Origin of the sequence: Blastococcus sp. DSM 46786 (genome assembly GCF_900109665.1) — a bacterium.
Taxonomy (GTDB): Bacteria; Actinomycetota; Actinomycetes; order Mycobacteriales; family Geodermatophilaceae; genus Blastococcus; species Blastococcus carthaginiensis.
The window spans coordinates 1-14,981 of record NZ_FOAO01000003.1 but is presented as its reverse complement, the minus strand read 5'-3'; the positions used below and the strand labels follow the sequence as shown (position 1 = coordinate 14,981).

Here is a 14,981-nt window from a genome sequence, read left to right as displayed (position 1 = left end):
GCTCACCTCGTCCCGGGGGCTGTCTCGGATACAAGCGATGCGACGAGCAGCTGCCCCAGGGCCAGCCCGCCGTCGTTCGGCGGCACCAGACGGTGCCGCAACACGGTGAAACCGTCCGCCGCCAGCGCCCGGCCGGTCGCCGAGAGCAGCAGCGCGTTCTGGAAGACGCCGCCGGTCAGCCCGACGGCGATCAGGCCCCGCTCGGCGCGCAGCCGGCGGGCGAGGACGACGACCAGGTCGGCGACCGCGGCGTGGAACCGGGCCCCGATCACCCCGGCCGGCACCCCGGCCCGCACGTCCTCGACGACCGCACGGACGACCGGCCCCGGATCCGCGACGACCGGTTCGCCGTCGACGACGCCGAACCGGTAACCCTGCTCACCCGGCGGGGCGCGGCGGGCCTGCGCCTCGAGCTCGATGGCTGCCTGCGCCTCGAAGTCCACGACGTGGCGGACGCCGGCCAGGGAGGCGACGGCGTCGAAGAGCCGGCCCATGCTCGAGGTGGGCACGCAGCCGAGCCCGGTCCGCAGCTGGTGCGCCAGCGCGACGAGTTCGCGGCCCGGGCAGGCCGCCACCGGGGGGAGGTCGTCGTCCCAGGCCACCCCGGCGGCGGCCAGGTGCGCCAGCGCCATCCGGTACGGGCGGTGCACGCTGGCGTCACCGCCGGCCAGCGGTACGTAGCCCAGGTGGGCGAACCGGTCGAACCCTGCGTAGTCGGCGACCAGCACCTCACCGCCCCACACCGCGCCGTCGGTCCCGTAGCCGGTGCCGTCGAAGGCCATCCCCACGATCGGGGTGCTGCCGTCGTACCCGTGCTCGGCCATCAGCGCGGCGACGTGCGCGTGGTGGTGCTGCACCGTGTCCACCGGCCTTCCGGCGGCGCGCTCGTGCGCCCAGGCCCGGCTCCGGTAGCCCGGGTGGGCATCGGCGACCAGCCGCTGCGGTCGCACGCCGGTCAGGTGCTCCAGGTGGCGCTCGGCCGCGGTGGCGGCCTGCCAGGTGGCCAGGTCGTCCATGTCGCCGATGTGACCGGACAGCCAGGCCCGCCGCCCGCTGCCGACGGCGCAGGCGTTCTTCAGGTCGGCGCCGACGGCGAGCGTCGGCGGCACGGAGACCGGCAACGTCACCGGGAGCGGTGCGTAGCCACGGGATCGGCGGACGGGGACGACCTCGCCGTCCACCACCCGCAGCACGGAGTCGTCGCAGGGCACGTGGATCGGCCGGTCGTGCCGCAGCCATCCGTCGGCCAGCCCGGCCAACCGGGTCAGCGCCTCGTCGTCGTCGGCGACGATCGGCTCCCCGCCGAGGTTGCCCGAGGTGAGCACGAGCGCGGCCGGGCCGGGGCCGTCCGGGCCGTCGCCGAGCAGCAGGTGGTGCAGCGGCGTGTAGGGCAGCAGCACACCGAGGTCGGGATTGCCGGGGGCGACCGCGTCGGCGACCTCGCCCGCGCCGGTACGGCGCGGGAGCAGCACGATCGGCCGGGCGCGGTCGGTGAGCAGCCGTGCGGCCGACTCGTCGACGACGGTCAGCCGCTCGACGGTGGCGAGGTCCCGCACCAGCACGGCGAACGGCTTGGCCCCCCGGCGCTTGCGCTCGCGCAGGCGGACGACGGCGGCGTCGTCCCCGGCACGGCACGCCAGGTGGTACCCGCCGAGCCCCTTGACGGCGAGCACGCCCCCTCCGGCGAGCAACCGGCGGGCCGCGGCCAATGCGGGTTCGGTGCCGGTCACCGGCTCGCCCGCCGGCGCCACGAACTCCAGGCGGGGCCCGCAGTCCGGGCAGGCGATCGGCTGGGCGTGGAAGCGGCGGTCGGTCGGATCGCGGTACTCCCGGGCGCAGGCCGCGCACATCGGAAAACCGGCCATGGTGGTGTTCGCCCGGTCGTACGGCAGATCGGTGGTGATGGTGAACCGCGGGCCGCAGTGCGTGCAGGTGAGGAACGGGTGCCGGTAGCGCCGGTCGGCCGGGTCGCGCAGCTCGGCGAGGCAGTCGTCGCAGGTGGCCACGTCGGGGGCCGCCAGGGTGCGGTCCGCCGACGAACGCGCCGAGGCGTCGATCCGGAAGCCGCTGCCGCCGCACGGCGGCACCGGTGTCTCCAGCACCCGTTCCACGACGGCCAGCGGTGGCGGCTCGGTGCGCAGTCGCGCGGCGAAGGCGGCCACCGCGGCCGGCGTGCCCTCGACCTCGGCCACGACCCCGCCGCTGTCGTTGTGCACCGCTCCGGCCAGCCCGAGCTCGGTGGCCAGCGCATGCACGAAAGGCCGGAAACCCACGCCCTGGACGATGCCGTGGACGACGAACCTGCGGCGCGACCGGGCGGGACCGGGCACCGGCGCCGGACCGGGCGGCCCGATCCGCACGCCGGCGACCACCCCGCTGTCCCGGTCGACAGCACCGCCGCACGCCGCCGCGGACGCGGGCGACGGACCACGGCTCACATCCGCTCGATCTTCACGTAGCGGACCAGCGCAGGGAACTCCTTCCACAGCAACCCGACGGCCACCACCAGCGGGAACAGCAGCACCCATCTCGGTATGTACATGGTCTCCTCCTGACCTCGGTGCCGCCCCCGTCCGGGGCGGCGATCAACCGGGCGGCAGGTTGGGCATGATCGGCAGGATCGCGTCGTGCTTCTTCGGGTTGATCCCGGTGGAGCGGCGCGCGTCGGCCGTGCCGTCCGGGTGGTGCCCGGTCTGACCCTCGTAGGGGCCGTGGTTGCCCTGCTTCACCCCCTTGGTGTGGGACCCCGTGTCGGGCCGGGCGTCGGGTTTGCCGACCCGGATCCCGGCCGGCCTGTTCTCGGTCGTCATCGGCTCCTCCTGTCAGTAGGTGCTGCGCCGCGGCTCGGCCAGCCCGTCGAAGAACTCCCGGATCGCCGGCCAGACCGTGCTGCCGCCGGAGAGCCCCCTCCACTCCCGCTTGATCACGGCGACCAGCCGGTAGCAGTCGTCGATCGGGACCAGCCAGTGCTCGTCGGCGCCGCGGGCGGTGTCGAGCAGCAGCGCCTGCACACCGGGAGCCATGCCGGCCAGCTCCGGGCAGCGCTGCTGCAGGGCCTGCCACGTGCCGGCGTCGACCTCCGACCGGGTCGGACCCATGGGACTGGGATAGTTCGCGAGCACCGATCCGTCGCACTGCACGACGAAGAAGACCAGACCCACCGGCACGCCGAGCTCCTTCGGCGACAGGTCGGCCAGCCGTTGCCGGGTCTCCGGGACGAGCTGGTAGTGCCCACGGCCGGCGGCGTCGCGCTGGAACAGCAGCGTGCAGGCCTGGCAGGTGCACATCAGCTCCCCGGCCTGCTGGTCGAGGACGTGCCGGTGCTGCTCCGGCACGGCGAGCCCGCACATGTCGCAGCGCTCGACGTCGTCGATCGCGGGGCTCGCCGACCGGCGGACCACGCGCTCCAGCGCTCCGGTGCTCACAGCTGCTCCGCAGGGCGACGGGACGCCTCCGGCGCGCTCACCGTGGGCTCGATCGGACCGGTGGGCGCAACAGCGCATCGAGCGGGATGAAGGTGGCCGGGCGGGGCACTTCGGGCGTCACCGCCCGGACCTCCGACAGCTCCGGCGCGGCCGCCAGCACCGCGTCCCGGACGACGTCGCCCAACGGGGCGGCCGCCGACGCACAGCCACAGCCGCTCCCGCCCTCCTCGACGACCCGCACCTCCGCCACGCCGGCGCCGATGCGGAGCAGCGTGATCTCGCCCGTCGATCCGACCTCGGCCCGGACCTCGTCGAGCGCCCGGGCGATCCGCTCCTCGACGGGGGCAGGGTGGATGCCGTGCAGCGCCAGCAGGTGTCCGAGCAGGTCGTCTCCGGTGAAGGCCTCGACGAGCGGCGTCCCCGTGGAACCCGTCGCGCCGGATGCGTAGGCCATCGCCCGGGTGAGCGCCGCGCCGTAGACCTCCGCCAGCGCGGCGACGGCTTCGAGGGCCAGCTCGCCGGCCGGCCCCGGGATCTCCTCCACCCGGCCGAGCAGCTCGTCGAGCTCGGCGAGGCGCTGCTCGACCTCCGCGTCGCCGAGCGGGTGCCCTGCCGGTGGCGGTCCGTCCGGCGGCGGCACGCCGGCAGCGGCGAACAGGCCGGCGACCGCGGCATCCGCCGCGCCGGCCACGGCGTGATCGGTCGCGGCGTGATCGGTCGCGGCGTGATCGGTCGCGGCGTGATCGGTCGCGGCGTGATCGGTCAGAGCGGGCTCAGCCACCATTGCCGGCTCCGAACATCGGCGAGTGCAGCTTCTGCAGCGTGCGTCCCTCGCCGAGGTACATGTGCACGCCGCACGGCAGGCACGGGTCGAAGCTGCGGACCGCGCGCATGATGTCGACCCCGCGGAAGTCGTCCGGCCCGTTCTCCTCGAAGATCGGCATGTCCCCGACGGCGTCCTCGTACGGGCCCGGCGTCCCGTACATGTCCCGCGGGCTGCCGTTCCACGGCGTCGGCGGGTACGGGTGGTAGTTCGCGATCTTGCCGTCCTTGATCACCAGGTGGTGGGACAGCACGCCACGGACGGCCTCGTGGAAGCCCACGCCGATGGCCTCGTCGGGCACCTCGAAGTCCTGGAAGACCTTGGTGTCCCCGGCCCGCATCCGCGCCATGCCCTGCTCGAGGAAGTAGATGGCCATGGCGGCGGCGTAGGCGATGAAGTAGACGCGGGCGCGGTCCCGCTCGAGCGCGTTGGACCACTTCGGGATCGTCCACTCGATCGTCTGCTCGGGCAGCTCGTGGCTCTTGGGCAGGCTGATCTGCACGCTGTGCCCGGTGGACTTGACGTACGGGGTGTCCACCAGCCCGGCCAGCGCCGTCGTGTACAGGCGGGCGAACGGGCCACCGCCGGTGTCCAGCGCGAGGTGCTCGCCGGTGTCCGGGTGCAGCCAGCGTGGGCTCATCACCCAGCTGTACTTGTCGCCGAAGTCCCGCTTGCCGGGGGCGGGGAGCGTCGTCTGGTTCCACGGGTGTCGCATGTCCACCGGGTTGCCGAGCGGGTCGTGCGTGACGAACGGCTCCTCGTTGACCCAGTCCTGGTAGTAGGAGCTGCCGAGCAGGATCCGCATCCCCAGGTTGATGTCGACCAGGTCGGTGGTGAGCAGCTTCCCGTCGATGACGATGCCGGGCGTCACGTACATCGCCTTGCCCCACTCGTTCATGTTCTCGTACCGGTAGTCGACGACCTCCGGGTTCTGCCACGCCCCCCAGCAGCCCAGCAGCACCCGCCGCCGACCGACCTCCTCGTAGCCGGGCAGGGCCTCGTACCAGAAGTCGAAGACGTCGTCGTTGAGCGCGACCGCCTTCTTGCAGAAGTCCAGGATCGAGATCAGCTTGCTCAGGTAGTCGGTGAACAGCGTCGGCTCGGGCATCGTGCCCACGCCGCCGGGATAGACCGTGGAAGGGTGGACGTGCCGTCCCTCCATCAGGCAGAACATCTCCCGGGTGGTCCGGCTGACCTTGAGCGCCTCCTTGTAGACGTCCCCTTCGAACGGGTTGAACGCGCGCATGATGTCGGCGATCGTCCGGTAGCCGTGCATGCCGGCGTGCGGCGCCTCGGTGTTCTCCGCCCGCGCCAGCACGCTGGGGTTGGTGTCCTTGACCATCGCCTCGCAGAAGTCCACGAAGACGAGGTTGTCCTGGAAGATCGTGTGGTCGAACAGGTACTCGGCCGCCTCACCGAGGTTGATGATCCACTCGGCCATCGGTGGCGTCTTGATCCCGTAGGCCATGTTCTGGGCGTACACGGAGCAGGTGGTGTGGTTGTCGCCGCAGATGCCGCAGATCCGGCTGGTGATGAACCCGGCGTCCCGCGGGTCCTTGCCCTTCATGAAGACCGAGTAGCCGCGGAACAGCGACGAGGTGCTGTGGCACTCGGCCACCCGCTGGTTGGCGAAGTCGATCTTCGTGTAGATGCCGAGGTTGCCGATGATCCGGGTGATCGGGTCCCAGGACATCTCGACGAGTTGCCCGGGCTCTGCTGCGGCGGGGCGTCGCTCCGTCGTCGTCATGTCCTGCTCCTCGGGTCGTGGGCTGTCCGGTCGAGTTCGGTTCTCACGGGCGGTACCGCGGGTCGTAGCCGGTGGTGAGGACGTCCCGGTTGTGCCGCCACTTCGGCTCGCGGTTGGCGGTCGCGTTGGTGATGCCGCGCATCCGGCGGACGAAGGCGCCGTAGGGCTTGCCGAGCATCGAGCTCAGGCTGCCGCCGGGCGGCATGTCCATGAACGGCATGAACTTGTCGGGGAAGCCGGGCATGGTGCAGGCGATGCAGATCCCGCCCACGTTGGGGCACCCGCCGACGCCGTTCATCCAGCCGCGCTTGGGCACGTTGCAGTTGACGACCGGTCCCCAGCAGCCGATCTTCACCTGGCACTTGGGCGAGTTGTAGTCCTTGGCGAAGTCGGCCTGCTCGTAGTACGAGCCGCGGTCGCACCCCTCGTGCACGGTCTTGCCGAACAGCCACTGCGGTCGCAGCAGCGAGTCCAGCGGCGGCGGAGGCGCCGAACCCGCCGCGTGGTACAGCACCCAGGTCAGCGTCTCCATGAAGTTCTCCGGCTGCACCGGGCAGCCGGGGATGTTGACGATCGGCAGCGCCCCGGCGGACTTGAAGTCCCAGCCCAAGTAGTCGGCCAGCCCCATCGAGCCGGTCGGGTTGCCGGCCATGGCGTGGATGCCGCCGTAGGCGGCGCAGGTCCCGATCGCGACGACCGCCCACGCCTTGGGCGCCAGCTGGTCGATCCACCAGTTGAGGGTCAGCGGCTGGCCGGTCTCGAGGTCGTTGCCGAACGAGGTCCAGTAGCCCTCGCCGTTGATCTTCTCGTTCGGGATCGATCCCTCGATGACCAGGATGAACGGTGCGTCGAGCTCGCCGCGGGCCGCCGCCCGGAAGGCGGCCAGGAACTCCTCGCCACCGACGGTCGGGGACAGCACCTTGTTGTGCAGGTGGACCGTCGGCAGGCCGGGGATCATGCCGGTGACGACGTCCTCGATCGACGGCTGGCTCGACGCGGTGATCGACACGGTGTCGCCGTCGCAGCTCATCCCCTCCGAGATCCAGAGGATGTGCACCTCGTCGAAGCCCTCCGCCGCCGGCCGGGTGGCTGTGGCCATCTCGCTCATCGCGTGCTCCTCCCTCGCCGGTTCCCCGTCGTCCCTCGGTGCGCGTTCACGTCCGGGGCCTGCCTTGCAGCCGGTCCCGCAGCCGGTCGTAGATCGCCGCGACCGGGGCTGCGAGGGCCAGCAGCGGCGGCTCGTCCGGGGCGAGCGGGTGCGGCCGGGTCGGCGCCTTCTGCTTGGCCTCGTCGAGCTCGGCACCCAGTTCGGCCAGCGCCTGCTCGTCGAGCTCCCGGCGCAGCCTCGGCATGAGCTCGTCCTCGTCCTCCCGGACGTGCGCGGTGACGACCTCCCGCAGCGTCGCCATGGCCCCGTCGGTCCGCCCGTCGCCCTCGCCCTGCCGGTCGAGGTCGATCAGCTGGCGCTTGACCGCGGCGTGCCGGTCCAGGCGCCGGCTGATCACGGCGTCCCCGTCGGGCAGCACCCGCTTCGCCAGCGGGTAGAACATCAGCTCCTCCAGGGCCGCGTGCTTGGACAGCTCCCGGATCAGCACCTCCACCACGCCGCGGCGCTGGGCATCGGAGGCCGCGGCGGAGTAGTCGCGGAACAGCTGCTCGACCATCCGGTGGTCGTGGCTGAGCAGTTCGATGGCGTCCATCGCCGTCCTTCCCCTCGTGCGTCGCGGACGTCGGTCAGGCGACCTCGGCGGCGGCTCCTTCCCGGTCGTGCGATCGGCGCAGCAGGTCCCGGACGACGTCGACGGCCAGCCGGCACGCGGGCTCGACCGCGGCCTGCACCTGCTCGGACAGCTCCATGCGCTCCTCGAGCACGGCGGGGCGGCAGCCGACCACGAGCACCCGCTCGACCGGACCGCCCCGGCCGGCGGTCCCGCCCAGACCGCGCAGCAGGTCGATGACCGCGAGCGGGCTCATCCCGTGCGCGTCGACCGCCGGCGCCGCGAGGACGTCGGGTCGCCGGCCGGCGTCGTCGCCGAGCGGGACCTCCAGGACGGCGAGGGTGCCGGGCGGATCGGCGAGCGGGACGGCGTCGACCAGGACGACCGTCGAGTACCGGCCGTCGAGCAGTTCGTAGGCCAGGTGCACGCCGCGGATCCCGTAGTCGACGACGTCGACGCCGTCCGGCAGGTCGTCGCGGTCGATGCGGGTGGCCACCTCGACGCCGAAGCCGTCGTCCCCCAGGAAGACGTTGCCGATGCCGGCGATCAGCACGCGGCCCGCGCTCATCGGGGGCCGTCCCCGGGCAGCGGCTCGATCTCCTCGGGCGCGAACTGGTAGTGCCGGCCGTACCAGTCGAACAGGTCGGCGCCCGGGTCGTCGTCGAGCACGACCGCCACGAACCGGCTGCCGTCGACGTCGAGCAGGACGGCCTCGACCCGGGCCGTGCGCCCGGCGAGGAAGACGTCGTGCGCGTCGGTGCCGTGCGGGCGGGGGCGCAGCCGCACCCGTGATCCTCGGGACACGCGCACGCCGTCGACGACGACGGCGTCGGTCTCCGGGCGGACGTCGTCATCCGCCCCCGGCTCCCACCAGGCCCGCTCCTCCGACCGGACCGCGGGCGCCGTTCGTCGGACCGGCCGCAGCGACCGCACCGCCCCGTGCAGCCGGGCGAGGACCTCCTCCGGGAGGTGGTCGACGCGATCCAGCAGCGCCGCCGCCTGCGGGTCGGTCGCGCGGACCTCGCGCTTCTCGTCGTCGGTCAACGTCATCGTGCGCAGCGACAGGATCTCGTCGATCTCGCCGGAGTCGAACAGCGGACCGGGGCTCTCCGGGGCGATCTGCGGGTGGTCGTAGAGGATGATCGGCGAGGAGAGGACGACGTCCCGCCCGCCGTCCCGGCCGGCCAGGACCGGATAGGTGTGCACGTTGCGGCACTCCCCTGCGGCGACGGCGGCCCAGACCGGCGGTTCGAGCAGCGAGACGAAGCGGCTCCCCCGGAGCGCCAGCAGGCTGTGCGCGGCCACCAGCGAGATCCGCAGCGCATCCGGTCGCGAGGCGATCTCCGGCGCGTCCGCGGTGTTCTCGACGACCAGCCGCAGCCGGTGCAGGGGGAACGGTGCCTCCGCCGGCGACAGCTCGAGGCGCATCGTCGCCTGCACCGGCCGGCGGCGCCGCACGATCCGGCCGACCGTGACGCCGGACCCGCTGCGCAGCTCCTCGATCTCCTCGCCGCCGGGAGCGGTCGCCGGCCACGTCCGCGGCCCGTCGCGCAGTTCGTCCAGCCCGCAGTCGACCTCGACCTCGCGGGGCACGGCCTCGTCGAAGGTGAGGTGCCGCTGCCCGTCGACGTCGAGCGCATCGACCTCCGCCCAGCCGCCGTCCGGCGTCGGCGCCTCGGCCGCCCGGTGCTGCACCTGCAGGAAGCGCAGCACGACCCGCACCGAGCGGGCCTCGGAACCGGACCGCGGCTCCAGCAGGCAGTCGGTCTGCTGGTACCAGGCGTCGGCCGAGCCGGCGACGCCGGTGTCGGCCGTGCCCGCCGCCACCACGAAGTTCCGCGGGGCCAGCACGCCGAACTGCCAGCGCACCCGGTTCTTCGGCGAGGACCGCCGGTACGGGTAGAGGAGGTACCCCTCGTAGAGGACGGCATCGGCGACGGCCACGGCGTGCTCCAGCCCCGACGGCGCGACCGGTGCGGCACCGGGAGCGGTGGGCGACCGCAGCAGGGTCACGGGAGCCTGGCCGCCCTCCGGCGGCAGGCCGTCCTGCCGGGCCGCCGCGCTCACCGCGCGTCGGCTTCCGCGATCAGGTGTTCCCCGGCGACCGGGTCGGGTGGCCGGGGCCGCCGGCACCGCGGAGCCTGAAGACCGACGTCCCGCATCCGCTTCACCCCTGTGGGCTGCCGCTCGATTCGTGGATGTGACGTCGAGCACACACCCGACCGCCGAGGTCTGTCAACCGGGAGGGAGCAGGCCCGGCCGGAGGGCACGGAGCCAGCCGTACCAGGCGGGCATCCCGTCACCGCGAGTAGCCGAGATCTGCAGGACCTCCGCCGCGGGATGGAGCGACCGGACCTGTCGGGCGCAGCGCTCGGGGTCGAAGTCGACGTAGGGCAGCAGGTCGGCCTTGTTGATCAGGACCAGGTCGGCGGTGCGGAACATGTGCGGGTACTTCACCGGCTTGTCGTCGCCTTCCGGGACCGACATCACCACCACCCGGGCGGTCTCCCCGAGGTCGAACAAGGCCGGGCAGACCAGATTGCCGACGTTCTCGACGAGGACGAGCGAGGAGTCCGGCGGATCGAGCGCCTCCAGGCCGCGGCGAACCATGTCCGCGTCGAGGTGGCAGCCCGCCCCGGTGTTGATCTGCACCACGGGGCAGCCGGTCGCCCGGATGCGTTCGGCGTCCAGGTGCGTCTCCTGGTCTCCCTCGATGACGGCGACCGGCCACTGGACGCCCAGTTCCCGCACCGTGCGCTCGAGCAGCGTGGTCTTCCCCGAGCCGGGGGAGCTCATCAGGTTGACCACGACGATCCCCCGCCCGGCGAGCGAGCGACGGTTCCGCACGGCGAGGTCCTCGTTCTTGGCCAGCACGCGCGCCTCGAGGACGACGGTGCGACCCGTGTCCCCCGACGGACCGTGCGGATGGGGGTGGGCTGCGTCGTCGGGCAACGTCGTCAGCCGGACGCCGGCATCGCCCTCGCAGCCACACGTGCCGCACATCTCAGGCCACCTCCACCGAGCGGACGAGCAGTTCGGAGCCGGCGGTCACGGCGACGTCGGCGCTGCCGCACGGGCAGAGCACGACCAGGCCCTCGGTACCGAACTCCGTACCGCAGCTCCTGCACCGCGCCCGGCCCCCGGGTTCCTCGATCACCAGGTCGGCACCTTCGAGCGGCGTGCCCTCGGCGACCAGCTCGAAGGAGAACCGCAGCGCATCGGGTACGACACCCGACAACCTGCCCACGACCAGCCTGAGGGACCGCACGCGCTGGTCGCCGGTCCGCTCCCGGACGGCGTCCACCACGGCCTGGCTGATCGCGAGCTCGTGCACTGCGCACCCCCTGCGGGTCGTGCCGCACGACCCGTCCTAGCCCTCATGCGGGGCGGGCGCAAGCCCGGGCCGGCAGAGTCAGCCCTTGCCTGGCTTCCAGGACGATGCGGCCGGACGCCGCTCACCACGAGCAGCGGGTTCTCGGTGACCCATGACGTCGAGCAGCACGTGGAGAGAGGGCATGGCCGCTGCGCCGTGGGCGCTCGTCGTCGACGTCGGACGGCATCGTGATCGTGATCGTGATCGTGATCGTGATCGTGAGGAAGGTTACCTACCGATCTGGTCGGTACACCTACCGATCTGGTCGGTCATCCGTACGCTGGGCGCGTGGCACCTCCCTTCCGGCAGCAGATCGACGAGGGCATCCTCGACCGGGCTGCCGCCCTCTTCGCGCGCCGCGGCTTCACCAAGACCTCGGTCCAGGACGTCGCGGACGCGGTCGGCCTGTCCAAGGCGGGGCTGCTGCACCACTACGCGAGCAAGGAGACGCTGTACCGCTCCGTGCTGACCCAGGCCGGTGTCCTCGGGCAGCGTGTGCTCGGCTCCGTCGGCGAGCTGCCGCCGGGGCCTGAGCGCGACCGGCGCGCCCTCGAGGTGCTCGTCGACGTGGCGCTCGCCCATCCGGGGATGGTGGCGCTGCTCCTGGCGCCGATCACGCAGAGCGACCAGAACCGCCAGGCCCCGGAGCTCGAGGCCGTCGGCGCAGCGGCGTTGCAGGCGTTCGGCGTCGATCCGGGAACGCCCGCCTCCGAGCGGGCGATCCGGGTGCTGGGCGCGCTCGCCGCGCTGGCGGTCCTCAGCCTCACCGCGCACCAGGAGGACGACACGACGAGGTGGCGCGCCTCGATCATCGCGACCTGCTTCGACGCCCTCGGCCACTCCCGGCCCGGCGTCGCTCTTCCCGATCCCCACCAGGTGGAGGCCTGATCCCGCATGGCTGTCTTGTTGTCCCGACTCGGGGCCCTCGCGCACCGGCGCCGGCTCCCGGTGATCCTGGTCTGGCTGGTGGTCCTCGTCGCCGGCGGAGCGGGCGCGGCCACCCTCGCCGGTGAGACGTCCGACGCCTTCAACATCCCCGGCCAGGAGTCGACCACCGCCCTGGAGCGGATCGACGAGGAGTTCGGCAGCGCCGGAGGAGCGTCGGCCCGCGTCGTGGTCGCTGCGCCCGACGGCGGGACGCTGACCACGCCCGAGAACGCGGCCGCGATCCAGCAGCTGGTCGCCGAGCTGGGCGGGCTGCCCGGGGTCGCCGGGGCGAGCAACCCGCTGGACCCCGCGGCACCCGCGGTCAACGCCGACCAGACCACCGCCTACAGCACGGTGACCTTCGCCGCCGGACTGGGCGAGGTCACCCCGGAGCAGCGGGATGCGCTGCTGGAGGCGGTCGAGGCGGCCGGCGACGGCGCGCTGACCGTCGAGGTGACCGGCCAGGCGATCCAGGAGCCGCCGCACGTCGGCGGCCCCTCGGAGGTCATCGGCGTCGTCGTCGCGCTCGTCGTCCTCGCGGTGACCTACGGCTCGCTCGTCACGGCCGGCATGAACCTGCTGACCGCCGTCGTCGGCGTCGGCATCGGTGTCCTCGGCGTGACCGTCGCCACCGGCTTCGCCGAGCTCTCCTCGACCACCCCGATCCTCGCGGCGATGCTGGGCCTCGCCGTCGGCATCGACTACGCGCTGTTCATCGTGACCCGGTTCCGGCAGGAGCTGCGGCACGGGTCGCCCGTGGGCACCGCCATCAGCACCGCCGTCGGCACCGCCGGTTCGGCGGTGGTCACCGCCGGGCTGACTGTGGTCATCGCCCTGCTCGGACTCGCGGTCGTCGGCATCCCCTTCCTCACCCAGATGGGCATCGCCGCGGCCGCGACGATCGTCGTCGCCGTCCTGGTGGCGATCACCCTCGTGCCGGCGGCACTGAGCTACCTGGGCCGCCGGGCGCTGCCCCGCCGGCAACGCGCCGTCACGGACCCCGCCGCCTCTCGCTGGATGGAGCGGGAGGACGCCGGTGACCGCGGCTTCCTCGCCGGCTGGGTCGCCACGGTGACCCGCCACCGCGTGCTCTCCCTGCTGCTGGCCGTGGTGGTGCTCGGCGTCATCGCCATCCCGTTCTTCTCCATGCGCACGACGCTGGTGCAGGAGCCGGCCGAGGACTCCACGGCCGCACGGGCCGACCAGCTGCTCGCCGAGGGCTTCGGCGAGGGTTTCCTCGGCCCGCTGACCATCCTGTTCGAGGGCGACGGGGCGCCCGAGGCCGCGGCCTCGGCCGGCGCCACGATCGCCGAGGTGGACGACGTCGCCCTGGTGACCCCGCCGACGCCCAACGCCGACGGCACTGCGGCGCTGCTCAACGTCATCCCCGGGTCGGGCCCGGCCACGGCCGAGACCGAGCAGCTCGTCGAGGACCTGCGCGCGGAACTCGCCGACCTCGACGGGGTCGAGGCCTCGGTCACCGGCGCCACCGCGGTCAGCGTCGACGTGGCGGAGAGCCTCAACGAGGCGCTGCCGGTGTACCTGCTGCTCGTCGTCGGCCTGGCGCTGGTGCTGCTGGTCCTGGTCTTCCGCTCGCTGCTGGTGCCGCTGGTCGGCGTCCTCGGCTTCGTGCTCACCGTCGGCGCGTCGCTCGGCGCCGCCGTCGCGGTGTTCCAGTGGGGCTGGCTGGCCGACCTGGTCGCCCTGGAGGTGACCGGACCGCTGATCAGCCTGACGCCGATCCTGGTGATCGGCATCCTGTTCGGCCTGGCGATGGACTACCAGATCTTCCTGGTCTCCCGGATGCACGAGGCGCACAGCCACGGCGCCGCGCCGCTGGAGGCGATCCGCACCGGGTTCCGCCAGGCGGCACCGGTCGTCGTCGCGGCCGCGCTGATCATGTTCTCGGTCTTCGCCGGCTTCGTGCCGGCGGGCGAGCCCACGATCAAGTCGATCGCGTTCGCCCTGGCCGCGGGCATCCTGTTCGACGCCTTCGTGGTGCGCATGGTGCTCGTGCCCGCCGCGCTCGCGCTGCTGGGTCACCGGGCCTGGTGGCTGCCGCGCTGGCTGCAGCGGCTGCCGGTTCTCGACGTCGAGGGGGCCGCCCTGGAGAAGTCGGGCCCCGCGCACGACCGGGAGGCGGTCGGCGCCGCACCGCGCTGATCCGCACCACGCACCGCCGGACGGCCCGCCTGCTCGTGCAGGCGGGCCGTTCCGCGTCCGGGGAGCAGGCGCGCCACCGACCGGCGTCCGGAAAGCACGCGTCGCCGACCGGCGTCCGGAAAGCACGCGCCGCCGACCGGCGTCCGGAACGAGCAGGCGCGCCACCGGCCGGCGTCCGAGACCTGCAGGCGCCCCACCGGCCGGGGTCCGGAACGCAGGCGCGCCACCGGCCGACGTGCGGGACGTGCAGACCTGTCGCGCTCCCCCGGACCGATCGGGCTGGCCGAATTCTCCCGCGCGATCCGGTCCGCCGGTCCAGTCTGGCGGCGACGAGCGCGGCCTGCTGCCGCCTCCCGGGCGCTGACGGTGCTGGTCGCCGTCGAGCCGTCTCCCGGGCGCTGCCGGGCTCCGTGTCAAGGCCGTGTCTGCATCTGTGGATACGGCGTTGACCTGCGAATTCCGTCCTGCGGATGTCGTCGACCGGCGGTAGTATTCGCACATGTGTTCGACAGGTACGTCCGATGCGATCGACCGGTTGGTCGCCGCGCTGGACGACCTGGCCGCCCAGGACCTGACGGCTGCGTTCGGGCCGCAGCTGATCGAACACCTCGCTCCGCTGCTGGTCGCCGGGAACCGGCTCACTACCGAGATCGCCCGGACCCTCCGCCAGTGCGAGCTGACCGGAGCAGCCGAGCACGACGGGCATAAGACCATGGCCTCCTGGCTGCGCGGGCACGCCCGCTTCTCCCCGGCCGCCGCGTTCCGGCTGGTGACCACCGGGCGGGCGATCGAGGCCCTCCCGGCG

13 protein-coding genes and 1 pseudogene are annotated in these 14,981 nt (G+C 73.1%); 3 read left to right on the top strand and 11 right to left on the bottom strand.

Translation table 11 applies throughout. From position 1 onward, the window contains the following. Positions 1 to 2: 2 nt before the first annotated feature. The 11 genes from hypF to BMW62_RS03675 form a co-directional block, all read right to left on the bottom strand. Complete coding sequence (gene hypF / locus BMW62_RS03725) at positions 3 to 2,330, bottom strand: carbamoyltransferase HypF (protein ID WP_280138610.1); 2,328 nt, start codon at positions 2,328 to 2,330, stop codon at positions 3 to 5. 255 nt (positions 2,331 to 2,585) lie between these two features. Then, on the bottom strand, positions 2,586 to 2,810 hold the full coding sequence (locus BMW62_RS03720) for a hypothetical protein (RefSeq protein WP_091929507.1): 225 nt from the start codon (positions 2,808 to 2,810) through the stop codon (positions 2,586 to 2,588). A gap of 12 nt (positions 2,811 to 2,822) precedes the next feature. After that, positions 2,823 to 3,425 (bottom strand): DUF5947 family protein, encoded by a 603-nt coding sequence (locus tag BMW62_RS03715; RefSeq protein ID WP_091929506.1) that lies wholly within the window; start codon positions 3,423 to 3,425, stop codon positions 2,823 to 2,825. Positions 3,426 to 3,462: 37 nt separating this feature from the next. Continuing rightward, positions 3,463 to 4,206, bottom strand: a complete 744-nt coding sequence (locus tag BMW62_RS03710) for a hypothetical protein (protein WP_211434965.1) — start codon at positions 4,204 to 4,206, stop codon at positions 3,463 to 3,465. Further along, entirely contained in the window at positions 4,199 to 5,995 is a 1,797-nt protein-coding gene (locus tag BMW62_RS03705; protein ID WP_091929505.1) for a nickel-dependent hydrogenase large subunit, read from the bottom strand. Before BMW62_RS03705 ends, BMW62_RS03710 begins: the two co-directional genes overlap by 8 nt. 43 nt (positions 5,996 to 6,038) lie before the next feature. Beyond that, positions 6,039 to 7,103, bottom strand: a complete 1,065-nt coding sequence (locus BMW62_RS03700; protein ID WP_091929504.1) for an NADH-quinone oxidoreductase subunit B family protein — start codon at positions 7,101 to 7,103, stop codon at positions 6,039 to 6,041. Positions 7,104 to 7,149: 46 nt separating this feature from the next. Further along, positions 7,150 to 7,695, bottom strand: a complete 546-nt coding sequence (locus BMW62_RS03695; protein ID WP_091929503.1) for a hemerythrin domain-containing protein — start codon at positions 7,693 to 7,695, stop codon at positions 7,150 to 7,152. Positions 7,696 to 7,729: 34 nt separating this feature from the next. Then, entirely contained in the window at positions 7,730 to 8,281 is a 552-nt protein-coding gene (locus BMW62_RS03690; protein WP_091929502.1) for a hydrogenase maturation protease, read from the bottom strand. Beyond that, a complete protein-coding gene (locus BMW62_RS03685; protein WP_244523814.1) occupies positions 8,278 to 9,780 on the bottom strand; it encodes a hypothetical protein in 1,503 nt (500 codons plus the stop codon). The genes BMW62_RS03690 and BMW62_RS03685 overlap by 4 nt, the downstream gene beginning before the upstream one ends. A gap of 168 nt (positions 9,781 to 9,948) precedes the next feature. Further along, positions 9,949 to 10,716, bottom strand: a complete 768-nt coding sequence (gene hypB / locus BMW62_RS03680; RefSeq protein WP_091929501.1) for a hydrogenase nickel incorporation protein HypB — start codon at positions 10,714 to 10,716, stop codon at positions 9,949 to 9,951. 1 nt (position 10,717) lies between these two features. Further along, entirely contained in the window at positions 10,718 to 11,047 is a 330-nt protein-coding gene (locus tag BMW62_RS03675; protein WP_091929500.1) for a hydrogenase maturation nickel metallochaperone HypA/HybF, read from the bottom strand. 327 nt (positions 11,048 to 11,374) lie between these two features. Here BMW62_RS03675 and BMW62_RS03670 point away from each other — a divergent pair, with 327 nt between their 5' ends. The 3 genes and pseudogenes from BMW62_RS03670 to BMW62_RS03660 all read left to right on the top strand — a co-directional run. After that, positions 11,375 to 11,974: a TetR/AcrR family transcriptional regulator gene (locus tag BMW62_RS03670; protein WP_091929499.1), complete on the top strand. Its 600-nt coding sequence runs from the start codon at positions 11,375 to 11,377 to the stop codon at positions 11,972 to 11,974. A 6-nt stretch (positions 11,975 to 11,980) separates the two neighbouring features. Then, on the top strand, positions 11,981 to 14,176 hold the full coding sequence (locus BMW62_RS03665; RefSeq protein ID WP_091929498.1) for an MMPL family transporter: 2,196 nt from the start codon (positions 11,981 to 11,983) through the stop codon (positions 14,174 to 14,176). A 499-nt stretch (positions 14,177 to 14,675) separates the two neighbouring features. Next, positions 14,676 to 14,981, top strand: a pseudogene (locus BMW62_RS03660) (endonuclease); the annotation flags it as partial.

Coding starts and splice junctions, on each gene's coding strand:
- BMW62_RS03720 (WP_091929507.1), bottom strand. CDS start 2,810: ATGACGACCGAGAACAGGCCGGCCGGGATCCGGGTCGGCAAACCCGAC.
- BMW62_RS03705 (WP_091929505.1), bottom strand. CDS start 5,995: ATGACGACGACGGAGCGACGCCCCGCCGCAGCAGAGCCCGGGCAACTC.
- BMW62_RS03700 (WP_091929504.1), bottom strand. CDS start 7,103: ATGAGCGAGATGGCCACAGCCACCCGGCCGGCGGCGGAGGGCTTCGAC.
- BMW62_RS03695 (WP_091929503.1), bottom strand. CDS start 7,695: ATGGACGCCATCGAACTGCTCAGCCACGACCACCGGATGGTCGAGCAG.
- BMW62_RS03690 (WP_091929502.1), bottom strand. CDS start 8,281: ATGAGCGCGGGCCGCGTGCTGATCGCCGGCATCGGCAACGTCTTCCTG.
- hypB (WP_091929501.1), bottom strand. CDS start 10,716: ATGTGCGGCACGTGTGGCTGCGAGGGCGATGCCGGCGTCCGGCTGACG.
- BMW62_RS03665 (WP_091929498.1), top strand. CDS start 11,981: ATGGCTGTCTTGTTGTCCCGACTCGGGGCCCTCGCGCACCGGCGCCGG.